The 16512-nt window shown below is 49.8% G+C and carries 16 protein-coding genes, 1 tRNA gene and 1 pseudogene; 1 reads left to right on the forward strand and 17 read right to left on the reverse strand.

Annotation, left to right across the window (positions count from 1 at the left end; all coding sequences use genetic code 11):
* Positions 1 to 806: 806 nt before the first annotated feature.
* Positions 807 to 1574, forward strand: coding sequence for a hypothetical protein (locus PHT49_07520; protein ID MDD5451726.1), 768 nt, complete (start codon positions 807 to 809; stop codon positions 1572 to 1574).
* 100 nt (positions 1575 to 1674) lie between these two features.
* Here PHT49_07520 and PHT49_07525 read toward each other — a convergent pair whose 3' ends face one another.
* The 17 genes and pseudogenes from PHT49_07525 to PHT49_07605 form a co-directional block, all read right to left on the reverse strand.
* Positions 1675 to 1995, reverse strand: coding sequence for a TusE/DsrC/DsvC family sulfur relay protein (locus tag PHT49_07525; protein ID MDD5451727.1), 321 nt, complete (start codon positions 1993 to 1995; stop codon positions 1675 to 1677).
* A gap of 204 nt (positions 1996 to 2199) precedes the next feature.
* Positions 2200 to 3495, reverse strand: coding sequence for a replication-associated recombination protein A (locus PHT49_07530; GenBank protein MDD5451728.1), 1296 nt, complete (start codon positions 3493 to 3495; stop codon positions 2200 to 2202).
* A gap of 62 nt (positions 3496 to 3557) precedes the next feature.
* The gene (locus tag PHT49_07535) at positions 3558 to 4274 is read right to left on the reverse strand and encodes an ABC transporter ATP-binding protein (GenBank protein MDD5451729.1); all 717 of its coding nucleotides are present in this window, start codon (positions 4272 to 4274) and stop codon (positions 3558 to 3560) included.
* Positions 4267 to 5037, reverse strand: coding sequence for an ABC transporter ATP-binding protein (locus PHT49_07540; protein MDD5451730.1), 771 nt, complete (start codon positions 5035 to 5037; stop codon positions 4267 to 4269). The genes PHT49_07535 and PHT49_07540 overlap by 8 nt, the downstream gene beginning before the upstream one ends.
* Positions 5038 to 5043: 6 nt before the next feature.
* On the reverse strand, positions 5044 to 6102 hold the full coding sequence (locus PHT49_07545) for a branched-chain amino acid ABC transporter permease (protein ID MDD5451731.1): 1059 nt from the start codon (positions 6100 to 6102) through the stop codon (positions 5044 to 5046).
* A gap of 5 nt (positions 6103 to 6107) precedes the next feature.
* Positions 6108 to 6995 carry a branched-chain amino acid ABC transporter permease gene (locus tag PHT49_07550; GenBank protein MDD5451732.1) on the reverse strand — a complete coding sequence of 296 codons (888 nt, stop codon included), beginning with the start codon at positions 6993 to 6995 and terminating at the stop codon, positions 6108 to 6110.
* Positions 6996 to 7012: 17 nt separating this feature from the next.
* The gene (locus PHT49_07555) at positions 7013 to 8155 is read right to left on the reverse strand and encodes an ABC transporter substrate-binding protein (protein ID MDD5451733.1); all 1143 of its coding nucleotides are present in this window, start codon (positions 8153 to 8155) and stop codon (positions 7013 to 7015) included.
* A gap of 134 nt (positions 8156 to 8289) precedes the next feature.
* Positions 8290 to 8562 carry a hypothetical protein gene (locus PHT49_07560; GenBank protein MDD5451734.1) on the reverse strand — a complete coding sequence of 91 codons (273 nt, stop codon included), beginning with the start codon at positions 8560 to 8562 and terminating at the stop codon, positions 8290 to 8292.
* A gap of 135 nt (positions 8563 to 8697) precedes the next feature.
* Positions 8698 to 9054 carry a MerR family transcriptional regulator gene (locus PHT49_07565; GenBank protein MDD5451735.1) on the reverse strand — a complete coding sequence of 119 codons (357 nt, stop codon included), beginning with the start codon at positions 9052 to 9054 and terminating at the stop codon, positions 8698 to 8700.
* Positions 9055 to 9221: 167 nt separating this feature from the next.
* Entirely contained in the window at positions 9222 to 9509 is a 288-nt protein-coding gene (locus tag PHT49_07570; GenBank protein ID MDD5451736.1) for an integration host factor subunit alpha, read from the reverse strand.
* A complete protein-coding gene (gene pheT / locus PHT49_07575; GenBank protein ID MDD5451737.1) occupies positions 9506 to 11950 on the reverse strand; it encodes a phenylalanine--tRNA ligase subunit beta in 2445 nt (814 codons plus the stop codon). Before pheT ends, PHT49_07570 begins: the two co-directional genes overlap by 4 nt.
* A gap of 23 nt (positions 11951 to 11973) precedes the next feature.
* A complete protein-coding gene (gene pheS, locus PHT49_07580; GenBank protein MDD5451738.1) occupies positions 11974 to 13005 on the reverse strand; it encodes a phenylalanine--tRNA ligase subunit alpha in 1032 nt (343 codons plus the stop codon).
* Between the two features lie 19 nt (positions 13006 to 13024).
* On the reverse strand, positions 13025 to 13369 hold the full coding sequence (gene rplT / locus PHT49_07585; protein ID MDD5451739.1) for a 50S ribosomal protein L20: 345 nt from the start codon (positions 13367 to 13369) through the stop codon (positions 13025 to 13027).
* A gap of 322 nt (positions 13370 to 13691) precedes the next feature.
* The gene (gene rpmI / locus PHT49_07590) at positions 13692 to 13889 is read right to left on the reverse strand and encodes a 50S ribosomal protein L35 (protein ID MDD5451740.1); all 198 of its coding nucleotides are present in this window, start codon (positions 13887 to 13889) and stop codon (positions 13692 to 13694) included.
* 38 nt (positions 13890 to 13927) lie between these two features.
* Positions 13928 to 14446, reverse strand: coding sequence for a translation initiation factor IF-3 (infC, locus tag PHT49_07595; protein ID MDD5451741.1), 519 nt, complete (start codon positions 14444 to 14446; stop codon positions 13928 to 13930).
* A gap of 44 nt (positions 14447 to 14490) precedes the next feature.
* Positions 14491 to 16206, reverse strand: a pseudogene (gene thrS / locus PHT49_07600) (threonine--tRNA ligase).
* 196 nt (positions 16207 to 16402) lie between these two features.
* Positions 16403 to 16477: transfer RNA gene (locus PHT49_07605), tRNA-Val, on the reverse strand.
* Positions 16478 to 16512 lie beyond the last annotated feature (35 nt).

The raw sequence follows: 16512 nt of genomic DNA on the forward strand, positions 1-16512 counted from the left end.
TCAGGAGGCAGAAGAGCAGATCGAAAGCGAATGTATGGTTTTTGAAGAGGCCAAACCCTATCTGGTAAGACGCTGGAGTATTTTGTAGAATAAGCTTTCAGCTATCAGCGATCGGCAAGATGAGCAACATAACCTATGGACAGCGCTTCATCCGGTAATTATGCGCCGGTTCATTCCTGGTCAGGTTCAAGGCTCTATAAAGGAGAAAGAACAGGGGGCCTTCTTTTTAAATAAGGTTTGTTTTTTAGATAAGTTAAAGTATATTACTTATGAAAATTATCCTGACAGGTCTTGACCAATGCGAACCAGTACTAAAAAAGCCGCAATAAAACTTCCAACTAAAATAAGAATAGTATGTCCTACTTGTGGCAATGATACAGATTTCTATGAGGTTGCCGAAGGAGTGATCCTTACCACACGCTACACACAAAATGAGGACGGTAGTTTTACGCCTATAAGTGATGATTCACAGGTATTTGGTGAGATTAAATTCTATTGTGGCGAATGTGATGAGGATTTAACCCAATTTCATAAGCATTTTCTGGAAATGCTCTTTTAACCTTTATCCAAAAAGCGATGAATTCTTAAAAAGTCAAAATTGTGACGGCACAGTAAAAAGCTCCAGTTGCAAGGCGTGCAAATCCTGACGAATGAGGCGTAGTTATAGCTACGCCTCAGTGACGAAGGATGCCGCGCAACGCAGCAAATGGACTTCCAACGAACTCATGAAGTTCGTTGCTCATAGGATGCCGCTTGCGGCATAAGTCAGCTTCTTACGAAGCCGTCAAAAAGCGAGAAAGACAGGAATGCATTCCCGAACGGTTATCACCGACATGAAAACCTTCTCCGAGAAATATTATACCTTAACCAGGGGCGATATAGTGGTTGGACTCCTCAACCTTAAAAAAAATGAGGAGGCAAAATTTCTCCATCTGGTTGAAAATGGGGTCAAGTTGTTCCCGCCGGCCCTCGCTCAGGCTACCAGCCGTTCAAAGGCCGCACAAGTCTATGTCCTGGGCAACGTTATGGTAGGGCATACCTTTGTAGCCAGGGATAAACGAGATTTAATTGAGCAGATTACCAACTATAATGCCCATAACATTAAGGAGGTGGTTACCAAACAAGATCGACTCAACTGCGGCCTGGGCATTAACTTCTGGCCGTCTATTGAGGCGGTTTACAATCATGCGTCATTAGGCCTGATGGAATTTCCCTTTGTTGTCCAGCCGTTTGTTAAAAATGTCAGAGACATCAGGGTAATAATTATCGGTGATTATGTGGAGGCCTATGAGAGGATCAACCCATACAATTTCCGCCACAACCTCTACTTTGGAGGAGAAAGTCGCCCCTACACCTTAAGTAAAAAAGAACGGGCTTTTTGCCTCAGGGTAATGAGAAAGGCGCATTTTCCATATGCCCATATCGACCTTATGCTAATAAACGACAACGAGCTATACTTATCTGAGATAAACCTTCGGGGCGGGCTAAAGGGGTCTCGGATTAGGCCTGATAAGTACATACCATTAATCAACAAAGTCCATCAGGATTTTATTAAAAGACACCTGAGTTCCTGATCTAAAAGCGTCTCCGCAACAAAAAAAAAGGCATAGGCCTGCTTTTTTCCGGCAGACCTATGCCTTTTTTGTCTCTCTTTCCTACAGAAGATAACGCTGGTTATACGCAGCCGGTCGGCTTCGGAAGGCCAGCCATCTTACAGGCTCCCTTACCCGGTCCGGAGGGGAAAAGCTCATAGATCTTCTTAAGTGGATAGCCCGTTACCTTAGAAAATATCCTTACCATTGGGGCAATGCCGTTTTTCTTGTAATAGTCCTGCAAGAAATTGACACACTTCCAATGTTCATCGCCTACCACAGGGATACCTTCTATGTCCTTTACATAATCTACCCAGTTTTCATCCCATGCGCTGAGCCCCGCGGCCAAGAAACCGTCTTCATCTACCTCGTAGGTTTTTCCTTTGTGATCAATCGTTGCCATTTATACTCCTCCTTTTTATCTTTTAGCTTTTAGATGTTATCTCGAATAAAAAATGAACTGTACTTCATTTGCTGAAAGTCTCATTACTATAGCCGGAAAACTTTGTCAAGAGTTAAAAGAGAGAAAATTTACTTCCAGTTGGAACTTTATGTAATTACGTAATTTTTATGGGATATGAATTATCACCCCTATCTCCCTTTAAGTTTATGTTTTGCCACCTCCGGTACTGGGCTGAAATGAGGCCAGATATTCGCGCCACTTTTTTAAGCGCTCACCGATAATCTTCTCCATACCTCGCTTAGTCGGACGGTAATAAATACGCCCTCTTATTTCCGGCGGCAGGTGTTCTTGCGCTACCAGGGCCTCGGGAAAGTCATGGGCATACTTATAGCCGCGTCCGTACCCCAGATCCTTCATCAGTCCGGTCGGGGCATTACGGATATGTAGGGGGACAGGCAGGCTTCCGGTTCTGGACACGTCCTTTTGCCCTTCCAGAAAGGCTATATATACGGCATTGCTCTTCGGAGCCGTGGCTAAATATAGAGCGGCCTGGGCCAGGGCCAGTTCTCCTTCCGGGCTGCCCAGGGCCTGGTAGGCCTGCAAGGCGGCCATGGCTACCTGCAGGGCCTGGGGATCGGCGTTACCCACATCTTCGGATGCAAATCTTATCATCCGGCGGGCTATGTACAGCGGCTCTTCTCCGGCGGCCAGCATCCTGACCAGCCAGTAGAGGGCGGCATCCGGGTCGCTCCCCCGGAGGCTTTTGTGGAAGGCGGAGATGATATTGTAATGCTCTTCCCCGTCCTTGTCATAGGCGAGCGCTTTCTTCTGTACCGCTTCTTCCGCCAGATTGAGATCGATATGGCGAACCCCTTTCTCATCCGGCGAGGCCAGCAAGACAGCTACCTCCAGGCTGTTTAGGGCAAAGCGGGCATCGCCCTGGGCGGCGGAGATGATGAACTCAAGGGCCTCCCCGGATAAATTAACACGAATATCTCCCAGGCCTCTTTCTTTATCCGTAAGCGCCTGTTTGAGCACTTCTTTAAGATCGTCTTCAGTAAGTGGTTTTAAAACAATTAGCCGGGAACGGGACAAAAGCGGGGGGATTATCTCAAAAGAGGGATTTTCCGTGGTGGCCCCGATGAGGGTGATTAATCCGCTTTCTACATGCGGCAGGAAGGCATCCTGTTGGGCCTTGTTGAACCGGTGAATCTCATCGACAAAGAGGATAGTCTTTCTCCCGCCGGCTTTTCTTTGGGCCTCGGCCTCGGCCACTACCGCCCTGATGTCCTTTACCCCGGACAGTACAGCCGAAAAGCTGACAAAATAGGCCTCGACGGCCCGGGCCAGGATATAGGCCAGGGTGGTCTTGCCGGATCCGGGCGGCCCCCAGAAAATAAGAGAAGGTATCTCTTTGGCCCTGAGCAGGCGGGGGATTAATTTCCCCTCTGCAAGCACATGCCTCTGCCCAATGACCTCGTCTATAATCCGGGGTCGCATGCGGTCAGCCAGAGGAGCTGATTTACCTGTGCTATACATAACTTAACGAATGGATAATCGGCCTACATTAATGTAATCTTACCCAGATATGCTTCTTGAACAACGGGATCAGCCCGAAGTTTCTCTCCGCTTCCCTCCAGTATTATCCGGCCGGTCTCCAGGACATAGGCTTGATGGGCCAGGCGTAGGGCGGCATTGGCATTTTGTTCCACCAGGAGGATGGTCGTCCCACGCGCATGAATTTGCCGCATAACCGTGAATACCTCGCTCACCAGTCGCGGAGAAAGCCCTAAAGACGGTTCATCCAGCATAAGAAGCCTTGGTCTGCCCATCAGGGCGCGACCCAGGGCCAGCATCTGTTGCTCGCCCCCGGAAAGCGTCCCGGCCTGTTGATACAGGCGTTCCTTCAACCGGGGAAAGGTGGAAAAGATCCACTCCATATCTTCTTCTACTCCCTCCCGGTCCCGGCGGAAATAGGCGCCCAGCTTGAGATTCTCCGAGATGCTGAGATTGGCAAAGACCCTCCGTCCCTCCGGCACCAGGGTGATACCACACCTCGCAACCCAGTGCGGGGCAAGGCCCTTAATCTCCCTTCCCTCAAACTGGATGGATCCTTTCTGAGTCTTAACCAGGCCACAGATAGTCTTTAAAATACTGCTCTTGCCTGCGCCGTTGGCCCCGATAAGGGTAACTATCTGGCCGGCCTTAACCCTGAAACTTATACCCTTGAGGGCCTGGATGCCGCCATAGCTTACATGAATATCACCGATCTCAAGCAACTTCCGGTTCTCCTAGGTAGGCCTCTATGACCTGGGGATTATTTTGTATCTCTGCGGGAATCCCTGTGGCGATGGTCACTCCATGATCGAGGACGATGAGATGCTCACATAATCCCATCACAAAACGCATATCGTGCTCGATAAGGATAATAGCCAGGCCGTAAGCCTCGCGGATGGAATTTATAAAATCCATCATATCACCTGTTTCCCGTGGGTTCATTCCGGCTACCGGCTCATCTAAAAGGAGCAGTCTGGGATTAGTAGCCAGGGCCCGGGCTATCTCCAGCTTGCGTTGCTGTCCATAGGCCAATGTCCCGGCCTTCTCGTCGGCCACATTATCGAGCCGGACCTCGACCAGGATTTCTCTAGCCATACTCCGCATCTTCTTTTCTTCAGACTTGTAGCGCGGCAGACGAAAAATCGCCTCCCATAGACTGGAACGAAGACGGCCATGGTAACCGATCATTGTATTTTCCAGGACGGTTAGGTCATTAAAGAGACGAATATTCTGGAAGGTGCGGGCAATGCCTCTGGCGTTTATGATATGGCTTTGCGTGCCGGTGATGTCTTTACCCCTGAAATAAATTTTCCCTTCAGTGGGTAACAGGCGGCCCGTAATCATATTAAAAACCGTAGTTTTTCCAGCGCCGTTCGGACCGATAAGACCGATTAGATCCCCTTCTTTCACCGTTAGGGAAAGATCGCTAACGGCCATAAGTCCCCCAAATTTCATGGTCAGATGTTCGGCCTTAAAGAAGGACACGCGCCCTTACCCTCTTCTTTTTCCTATTTTTAGAAATCCGCAGAACCATTCCCAGGAAAACTCGCGGCGGCCCATGAGCCCCTGCCGGGCAAAGATCATAACCAGGATAAGCATTATGGAGAAAACAACCATACGCATCCCCGGTATGCCCGGGATATTAAGGGGCCCGATAGCCATCGGTTCTTCTACGGCCCTGAGCCATTCCCCGGCATAGGTAATAATTACAGCCGCGATAATAGAACCGGTCATACTTCCCAGCCCGCCGATGACGATTATGACCAGGAGATTGAACGTCAGAAAAAAACTAAAAAGGGTAGGAGAAATAGTGGTAATCAGATGGGCCATAAGCCCACCGGCCATGCCGGCGAAAAAGGCATGAACTACAAAGGCCAGCATCTTGTGACGGAATACATTGATCCCCATAGCCGCGGCGGCTACTTCATCCTCCCGAATAGCCTGCATGGCCCGGCCAAAGCTGCTTTTGACCAAGCGGGTGACACAAAAAACAGTGAAGACAGCTACCCCACAGGACCACCACAAGTTCGTATATTCGGGCAGGCCCTTAAGTCCAAGGGGGCCGTTGGTTATACTCTGGGCATTATTGGCTACTACTCTGACCACCTCACCAAAGCCCAGAGTAACTATAGCCAGATAATCTCCGCGCACCCTGAACACCGGAAAGGCCATAACAAATCCCATGAGGGCAGCAAAAACGCCGCCTATCAAAAGGGAAGGCAGGAAGGGCAGATGCAGGACAGAAATCGGCCATATAATGGGTTCGATGATAAAAGACAGTTCCTTTTCAGCCGGGCTGATAGTCAAAAGGGCCGTAGTATAGGCGCCCACAGCCATAAAGGCATTCGGTCCTAAAGAAAACTGACCGGCCACCCCATTTATAAGATTGTAGCTGACTGCTAATGTTACAAAGATGGCAGAGACATTTAAAATGCGGATCTGATACTCATCGGCCTGGTTTTGAACCTGAAGTAAAAAAGCAAACATGCCTGCCAGCACGCCATAGGTACACAGTTTGTATATCCATTCCCGCCGATGTTGGTCGGACATGACTTCTAACCTATCGTATCCTTTCCTGCCAGACCAGTAGGTTTAAAGAGTAAAATGAGTATCAAAAGGATAAAGGCAAACGCATCCCGATACCCGGCCAGAGACGGCAAAAAAGCCACCAGAAGGATCTCCGTTATCCCTAATAATAATCCGCCCAGGACCGCCCCGTGGATATTTCCTATACCACCGATAACTGCGGCCACAAAGGCCTTAAGCCCGGGAATAATGCCCATGAGCGGATTTATCTGGGGATATTTCATGGCCCACATGATCCCTCCTGCCGCAGCCAGGGCCGAACCCACGGCAAAAGTCAGGCTGATAACGCGATTTACGTCAATGCCCATAAGCTGAACCATCTCCATGTCTTTGGCCACAGCACGCATGGCCGCCCCCACCCTGGTTCTATAGAGTAGTAAAAAAACCAGCGCCAGAAGGAGGGCGGTGACTACCGGCACCCATATACTGAGACTGAAGATATGCACTCCAAGCATCTCATAGGTCTTATTCAAAAAATCCGGGCGGTAAAAGGCTCTGGGCCGGCCGCCAAAGACCACGATCCCCAGATTTTCGAGAAGAAAGGAGACACCGATGGCAGTAATTAAAGCCGAGATGCGTGGGGCATGGCGCACTGGCCGGTAGGCCCCAAGGTCAATAAGGATACCGAATAGCGCCGTAAGCAAGATAGCCATAATAACCGAAAGCCACCAGGGAAGGGCATAGACGGATATGCCGAAATAGGCAAAGTACGTGGATATCATGAGGATATCGCCATGGGCAAAATTAATAAGACGGATTATCCCATAAACCATAGTATAACCTATGGCTATAAGGGCGTATAGGCTCCCCAGGGAGATGCCATTCAATAGCTGCTGTAAAAATAAAGAGAGGTCCACGTGAGTAATTGATGCACTTACCAGGGCTTAACTATCGTAAGATATCTGAATTGTCCGCCGCTTACCTGTAAGATAACCGCACTCTTTACTGCATTGCCGTCCGGTCCAATTTTTATTACCCCGGATACACCGCTAAACCCCATGGTTGAGGCCAGAGCGGTTCGGATGGCGTCGCCATCGGTGCGGCCGGCCCTTTTTATAGCATCCAGAAGGACAAAGTAGGCATCGGCGCCCAAGGCGTGGAATCCGCTCGTCTCCTCGTGCCTGGTTTTTTTGAAGAACTTCATAAATTCTTTGGCCAGGGGTGTCGCGGCCCCTTCCGGTGCAAAATGGGCCAGGAGATAAAGCCCTTCTACGGCCGTACCGCCTATTTTTATCAACTCCGGGGCCTGTGCCCCATCTGCGGATAATATGGGTATGTTGAGGCCGAGTTCCTGCGCCTGGCGGGCAATAAGGGCGTCCTCAGCATAATAATTAGGTAAATAAAGGAGATCTGATTGTGATGCCGGGATACTTGTCAGTTGAGCCGAAAAATCCTGGTCTCCGGTCTGGCAATAAGCTATAGATACTACCTTGCCACCTAGACGAGTAAAGGCCTTTTTGAAATAACTGGCCAGTCCAACGCAGTAATCCTGGGCCCGATCCACGATTACAGCCACCCTCCGGGCTTTAAGATTCCGGTAGGCAAATATGGCTGCCGCCTCACCCTGAAAAGAGTCAATAAAGCAGACCCGAAACACATACTTCTTATTCTGAGTCACCAGCGGCAGTGTAGCCGTCGGGCTGACCATCGGAATCTTCGCCTTCTCGCTCAGGGCTACTCCGGCCATAGTATTTGAACTGGTGGCCGAGCCAATAATGGCCTTGACTTTTTCTTTCTTGAGAAGCCGGCTTACGGCATTGGCCGCCTCTATCCGGTCGCTTTTTTCATCCACTAAAACGAGTTCTACCGGGCGGCCCAGAACTGTAGGATGCATTTGATGGGCTGCCTGGATACCAGCCCACTCCATTTGACCAAAGGCCGCCACCGGACCGGTCATGGGGAGATAGACACCGATACGAATCGGCTCACCGGCCAAGCTTAAGGATGGCAAAAATAATGGGAGACAAATACAAAAGAAAACAGAAACCGTGACTAAATAGATTGCCTTTTGTTGCAATTTGTCACCCCTTTCATAGCACTCAGCTATCAGCGTTCAGCCTAACCTATTGTTTAGCTTGGTTTTAGCTGAGAGCCGGTGGCTGAGTGCTGACCGCACCATCCGGAAAGCTTGGCTTTCCGGATGGAAACTAATTAAAACGGCACATTCAGCTTAAGAAGAAAAGACCTTACCCTGTCTATAACCCCGGTAGATTGTTCCGATTCTTCTTCCATCTTTTTGTTGATATTAGATATATCCTCCAGGGATTGCTCCCCTTCACCTGCCCCAGATTTCTCTTGCCCGCTTTCCACTGAAACGGCAATCCCCGAAGAAATACTGTCTCTCCGTTCAGGGGTAGTTGTACAGGCTGCGCCCCCGATAAGTAGAACCAGAGCTAAAACACATATACAGTGACGGCCGATCATAGAAAATTATAAATGTACCAATCTCAACTAAAACCAAGATAAACAATAGGTTAGGCTGAACGCTGATAGCTGAGTGCTGACAGCTCATTCGGAATTTTCGGATTTTCGGATGGACACAAGTTATATCTACCCTTGTTACTTACAAAACATCCGCTGCAGATATGACAGCTCTTTTTTTAACTCTGTCAGCAAGGCTCTGATCTTACTATCTTCACTATCAAGGAAACCTATCTCCAGTTGGCCCCCCTTGCCCTGGGCCAGGGCCTTGCGCGCCCCGGCTATGGTAAAGCCTTCTTCATAGAGCAGCCTCTTTATCTCCATTACCAATTCTAAATCTGACTTCCTGTAGAGTCTCTGGCCGGAGGGAGGGCGATATGGCTTGATTTCACTAAACTCTGACTCCCAGTAGCGAAGCACATGCGGTTCTACCCCCGCAATCTGACTAACCTCGCCGATCTTAAAGTAACGTTTGTCCGGGATGGAGTTATTCATGGATTAGTCAGTGCTGACGGCTTCGTAAAAAATCCATTTGCGGCGTTACGCGGCATCCTTCGTCACTGCGGCGTAGCTATAACTACGCCGCATTCCTCAGGATTTGCGCGCCTTGTAACTGGAGCTTTTTACTGTGCCGTCTAAGCTTTGAGTTCATCAGTGATGATTCATAATTTTTTATTAAGGGCATCTCGCAGCTTTCTACTGGCCTTGAAGGTAACTACAGATCGGGGTGATATCTCTACTGTTTCTCCGGTACGCATGTTCCGTCCCGGCCTTGCCCTTTTCGCCCGAACCTTCAAGATGCCAAAATTCGCAATCTTGACACTATCTCCCTTTAACAGCTCCTCTTTAAAGGCATCAAATATTGATGTAACCAGCTCAGTAGTCGCCTGTCGGGGGAAGCCGATCTTGTTATGAATATGCTCTACAATGTCTTTTTTGGTCAGTGTCATTTTAGCCCTTCCTGCAACTCCGTTATTTTTTGTTCCCTTAATCTTCCATTAAACCTGGATAATATATCACTTACTATTTGTTGGTGGACAGCATTTACTTCTTCATCCTCCAGTGTCTTCTCTGAAGAACGGTAAATCACCCGCAAGGCCAGGCTCTTATATCCTCGCTCAATTTGCCTGCCCTGATAGACATCAAATATAAAAACATTTTCCATTATATTCCCACCCTGCTCATTAATCACGCGCAAAATCCGGCCGGCAGGAACATCTTCGGGAACGATAATAGCCATATCCCGCATCACAGCAGGATAGCGGGGGAGCGGCTTAAAGACCTTTAGGCCTTTATAGGCTTCGACTAAATCGTCAAATGATAACTCAAATATAAATACCTTTTCTTTTACGTCAAAGCCTTCACAGACAGAGGGATCCATCTCACCCACAAAACCCAGCGTCTTTGGGCCAAGTACGATACGGGCAGACGCCTCTCTCCTGAGATAAGGGGCAGATTCCACCGCCTGGTCCAGCCTATAACCGGAGATGCCCAGGGCCTGAAAAACGGCCTCCATACCGCCTTTTATATCAAAAAAATCGACTCCATCCCCGGGAAAATGCACCCCCTCCGGATAGCGCAGACCGGTACACATACCGGCTAAATAGGTCTTTTCTACTGGCTGCCGGCCTTCCCCCTGGTCAATAAAAATTTTGCCTATCTCAAAGAGGCGCAGGTTGCTATTCCACTTGTTAAGGTTACTGCATACGGTAGAAAGGAGATTGGGGATAAGAGAAGTCCTCAGCACCGACTGTTCTTCGGTCAACGGGTTTAAAAGGTTTACGTGTCTATTTCGCTCGTCTGTCCCGGAGATTTTCAAGAGCCTTGTCGCCCGCTCATCCATAAAGCTGTAGTTAATCACCTCGTAAAATCCGAGGCCGTTGAGGACAGAATGGCAGGTATTGGCAACGGTATGACTCTTTATCCGGGCCGGGGTCGTCAACGAAACAACGGGGAGTTTTACCGGTATTTTTTCGTAACCATTAAGGCGCGCCACTTCCTCTATGAAATCGACTTCCCGGCTGAGGTCACCACGGAAAGACGGGGATGTCGCCAGAAGGGTGTCTTTTCCTGCCTCGCGTACTTTGATGCCGATGCTCTCCAGTAACCGGCGTATCTCGCTTTTTTTCAGGTCGCTCCCCAAAAGGCGGTTAACCTGACCTACACGTATGGGGATAGGTTTTCTTTCCTCCGGTCTGGAATAGACATCGATACGGCCTTTTAAAATTTTTTCCCCGCCCGCTTTTGCCATGAGAGAGACAGCGCGATCCAGAGCTGCCCCCACTCCATCCATATCTATGCCCCGTTCGAAGCGGTATGAAGATTCGGTGCTCAAATTTAGCCGGCGGCTGGTGCGGCGGACAGAAATAGGGTCAAAATAGGCGCTCTCAATAAAAACCGACCGGGTTTCCGGGGTTATTTCAGAATTTATACCTCCCATAATTCCGGCCAGGGCGACGTTTTTCTCCCCATCCGCAATCATGAGCATATTTTCGGAAAGAGTTCTTACCACCCCATCCAGGGTGGTGAATGTCTCATCATTTCGGGCTTGATCGACTATAATACGCCTTCCGGCCAGGCGTTCCAGATCAAAGGCATGTAAGGGCTGGCCATATTCCATGAGAACGTAATTGGTAACATCGACTATGTTATTGACCGGGCGGATACCTACCGCCAGGAGGCGTTTACGGAGCCAGAGAGGCGATCCGGCTACCGTCACACCCCTTATGATCCGGCCGGCATAGCGGGGGCATAGATCAACGGCCCTAACCTCCACTGATACTGCCTGGTGGATGTCTTCGCCCTTTTCTGAAATATTTATTCTGGGATAACGCACCTTCTTATGTAAGATGGCCGCCGCCTCACGCGCAACTCCCAAAACGCTCAGACAATCAGCGCGGTTAGGGGTCAGCCCTATTTCCAGCACATAGTCTTCCAGCTCCAGGGCCCGGGCCAGGGGAAGCCCGGATTCCATGTCACCGGGTAAGATATAGACTCCGCTCTTATTCTCACCCAGACCAAGTTCGGCTGCCGAGCAGAGCATGCCCTCAGAATACTCGCCCTTTATAGTGGTCCCGGAGATTCTTAATGGCCCGGGCAGGACGGCTCCCTCTAAAGCCAGCGGCGCCTTATCTCCGATGCGGATATTTTTCGCCCCGCAGACCACACGGTATGTATTTTTGCCGGACACAACCCGGCACAGAGAAAGGTCTTCAGCATGGGGATGCGGGAGAATATCTGTAATGTGGCTGACCACTACCTGACCCAGGCCTGCATCATAGCGCGTCAGGTTTTCCACCTCCAACCCGACCATGGTCAGGCGTTCGGCCATGTCTTCCACGGGGATGTCAATGTCCACAAATTCTTTAAGCCAGTTCAGCGTAACCCGCATAGTATTACAGCCTGATTTTAAGTCTAAAATTGATTGAGAAAACGGAGATTATTCTCGTAGAAAAGACGGATATCGTCAATGCCGTACTTCAGCATGGCTATGCGCTCTATGCCCATGCCAAAGGCCAAGCCGGTAATTTCCTCGGGGTCGTAACCGACCATACGAAAGACTTCGGGGTCAACCATGCCGGCGCCCATGACCTCTAACCAGCCGGTTTGAGAACAAACCCGGCAACCTGAACCACGACAGATCACACAAAGGATATCTATTTCCGCGCTGGGTTCGGTAAAAGGAAAAAAGCTGGGACGAAAGCGGAGGGAGGTCTGTTCATCGAAAATCTGATGGATAAATATGGTCAATATCCCTTTAAGGTCAGCAAATGAGACACCTTTATCGACCATAAACCCTTCCACCTGATGAAACATAGGGGTATGGGTGATATCCGAGTCACAGCGATAAACCTTGCCCGGCGCAATAATTCGCACCGGCGGCCGTTGCCTTTCCATGGTGCGCACCTGTATCGGAGAGGTATGAGTGCGCAAAAGGACGTTTTCAGAGATATAAAAAGTATCCTGCATGTCCCGCGCCGGGTGATCGCGCGGGATGTTCAACGCCTCAAAATTATAATAATCAAGTTCCACATCCGGCCCTTCGGCCATAGCAAAACCCAGTCTTTCAAATATATCGCATACCTCGCCGGTGATCTGGGTTATAGGATGGAGCTTGCCCGGGGGTATAAACCGGCCGGGTAACGTAATGTCTGTCTTTGGACCTGCCTGCCCCTCAGAGGAAACCCTTGTCTGCCAGGTATTAAGGGCGGTCTCTATCTCCTTTTTAACGGCATTGGCCAACTGCCCGATACGCGGCCTGAGTTCTGCCGACAGGCCGCCCATCTGCTTTAACAGCTCAGGCAGGATTCCTTTACGGCCCAGGTACTTAATGCGAAGCGCTTCCCATTCCTCCCGGCTCTTGACCTCCGGGATGGCCTTAAGCGCCTCGTCTCTTATTTTTTGCAGCCTTTCTTCCATCAGATAAGGATCAATCTCAGATTTCAAATTTGAAATCTGAGATTGATTATCGCGCCGTCCTGGCAATTTTTGCAAAGCAGGCCGGATCGCTTATAGCCAGATCAGAAAGGATCTTACGATCCAATTCTATCCCCGTCTTCTTTAATCCACCCATCAGCCTGCTGTAAGAGAGACCGTTTAGCCTGGCCGCCGCATTGATTCGTGCAATCCAGAGGGCCCTGAATTCCCGCTTCCGCACCCTGCGATCACGATAAGCATAGGTCATAGCGCGCTCTACCGCCTCTTTGGCCGTGCGGAAGATTTTGCTCCTTCGTCCCCAATATCCTTTGGCCAAAGCCAGTACCTTATTTCTCCGTCTCCTGGCCTTAAAACCCCTTTTCGCTCTTGGCATAACAGTACCCTTTCTTTAAACTCGTTTTGTTAAATAAATAGTTTCCATCCGGAAACCCAAAGATTCCGGATGCAGCAGTCAGCATGAAGCCGGTTCACCGTTCACTGTTGACCGTTTACCGAAAGAAAATGTCGGACAACGGTTGACGGTTAACGGATAACAAACATGCTGATCGCTGAAAGCGTGAAGCCGGAAACCGAAGTTTCCGGGTGAACACTTAACCACACAAATAAAGTGCGGCATAGCCGCAGCTTCAAAGCTTATTGTCCGTTGCCTCCAGGATACCACTCTTCAGACCAGACTTCCAGAACCCATCCAGATATCAAAGATAGGGTATTATCTGTCGGATATTTTGGGCATTGGACTCATCAAGCACGCTCGAACCGCGCAGGCCTCTCTTTCGTTTGCGTGTCTTCGAGGTCAATATATGGCTGCCATAGGCCTTAAACCCTAAGATTTTGCCTGTACCGGTTACCTTAAAGCGCTTGGCAGCACCCCGATTGGTTTTAATCTTTGGCATCTCTCCCCCTAATCTAATAATCTAAAATTTCAAATGCACTACGTCTTCGGGGCAACTATCATCACCATGTCCCGGCCTTCCATCTTTGGTTCGTATTCTATTTTCCCGACGTCCTCTATCTCGGCGCGAATACGATTTAGTATTTTTACGGCCTGGTCGGAAAAGGCGATCTCACGCCCCCGGAAACGAATGGATACCTTAACCTTGTCTTTATCTTCCAAAAATCGGCGAATATGACGCAACTTAAACTGGTAATCATGCTCATCGGTCTTGGGCCGGAACTTGACCTCTTTTACCTGTATAACTACCTGCTTTTTCTTGGCCAACTGGATTTTTTTGCTCTGCTCGTACTTGAATTTGCCGTAGTCCATAACCCGGCAGACCGGCGGTTGAGCTGTAGGAGCTATTTCCACCAGATCAAGCCCTTCTGCCTCCGCCAATTTCAAGGCTTCGTCAAGGGGCTTAATCCCCAGTTGCGTCCCGTCTGCGCCGATTAACCTTACTTCCTTAGCGCGTATCTGCCAATTAATTCTAACCTTTTTCTCTATACTATCCACCTCCCCTTATGATGCAAATAAAAGTTCTCGGAAACATATCTATGCTACTGATAATTTCTGCATTTATCCTGAACCATGGCCACAAACTGATTTACCGGCATGGCCGAAAGATTTTCCCCGTTCCTGAGGCGAACCGTCACACTGTGCGAGGCGACCTCCTTGTCCCCGATAACAAGCATATATGGAATCTTCTGCATCTGCGCTTCCCTGATCTTTAGGCTCAGTTTTTCGTTGCGGAAATCTCCTTCCGCCCTGAGGCCTGCATCCATAAGCTCCGCCAGGACGCCCCGGGCATAATCAATCTGTCTGTCCGTAACCGTCATGATTACAGCCTGTACCGGCGCTAGCCAGGCGGGAAAAGCGCCGCCGTAGTGCTCTATCAAAACGCCGATAAACCGCTCCAGCGCCCCCAATATTACCCTGTGGAGCATCACCGGCCTATGCCTTTCACCATCTGCCCCTACGTAAACCAGGTCAAACCGTTCCGGCAGGGTAAAGTCGCACTGGATAGTGGCGCACTGCCAGCGCCGATCCAGGGCATCCTTAAGCTTTATGTCGATTTTGGGTCCATAAAACGCGCCTTCGCCCTCATGGACGGCAAACGGAATATCCTTGTCACGCAGGGCGCCCGTGAGGGCTGCGGTGGCCCGCTCCCAGTCTTCATCGCTACCGATGGACTTTTCCGGCCTGGTGCTGATTTCTACCTCATAATCAAAACCGAAGATGCCCATGACATAGGTGACGAAATCGATTACGCCTTTTATCTCATCATTCAACTGCTCCGGCATACAAATAATATGCGCGTCATCCTGGGTAAACTGGCGAACCCTTAAAAGGCCGTGCAAGACGCCCGATTTCTCATGCCGGTGCACCGTGCCCAGTTCAAAGAATCGCAGCGGCAGGTCCCGGTAGCTCCTTACCCTGGATTTGTAAATGAGCATGTGGGCCAGGCAGTTCATGGGCTTGATACCGTACTGCTGACCGTCTATCTCCGTAAAGTACATATTCTCGCGATAGTTGTCAAAATGACCGGAACGCTTCCAGAGATCAAGTTTCAATATCTGCGGCCCCATCACCAACTGGTATCCGCGCTTCAGATGTTCCCGCTTTTCAAAATCCTCAATAATATGTCTCAGCATGGCCCCGCGCGGATGATAAATTATCAGCCCCGCCCCTGCCTCATCGCTTACGCTGAACAGGTCCAGCTCCTTGCCCAGGCGGCGGTGGTCGCGCCTCTTGGCCTCTTCAAGCTTCTCAAGATAGTCCTTGAGGACCTTACGATCAAAGAAGGCCGTTCCGTAGATGCGTTGCAGCATCTTGTTGCGCTCATCTCCCCGCCAATAAGCGCCGGCCACGCCGGTCAACTTAAAGGCCTGGACCAATCCGGTAGAGGCAATATGCGGTCCACGGCAGAGGTCAATAAAGCCCCCCTGCCGGTAAATAGAAACGATTTCTTCGGGTATATCCCGAAGAAGCTCGACCTTATATGGTTCATCCAGCCGCGTAAACAATTCAATAGCGGCTTCCTTAACCAACTCTTCCCGCTGGAATTGCCTGTTTTCAGCGATAATCTCCCGCATTCGCCCCTCAATGCGCTCCAGATCCGCGGGCGTGAAGGTCCCTTCATAATCAAAATCATAATAGAACCCGTGTTCTATAGCCGGGCCGATGGCCATCTTAACCGACGGGAATAAGTCTTTTACCGCCTCGGCCATGATATGCGCGGTGCTGTGCCTAAAGATAGCCAGTTCCTCTCCCGTGGTCGTATCTCGAGGAATAGCCATCTCTCTGCCATCGGAGCTGGTTATGGAAATAAGATTTTTTCCCATTTTTTCAGTTAAAAGGGCATCTTACTGTCTGATGACAACAAAGATGCCCTCTAATCCGCCCGTAAATTTAAAACATATAATTGCTTAGAGGTTGCTCCCGGCTATCGCTTGCGGATGTTTATTCAAATGGTAGGCACGGGCGGTTTCGAACCGCCGACCTCTACCGTGTCAGGGTAGCGCTCTCCCCCTGAGCTACGTGCCTGCATCAAAAACAAAACCAGGATATAAAAACCATCA

It is taken from the genome of Desulfovibrionales bacterium (assembly GCA_028715605.1).
Classification (GTDB): domain Bacteria; phylum Desulfobacterota; class QYQD01; order QYQD01; family QYQD01; genus QYQD01.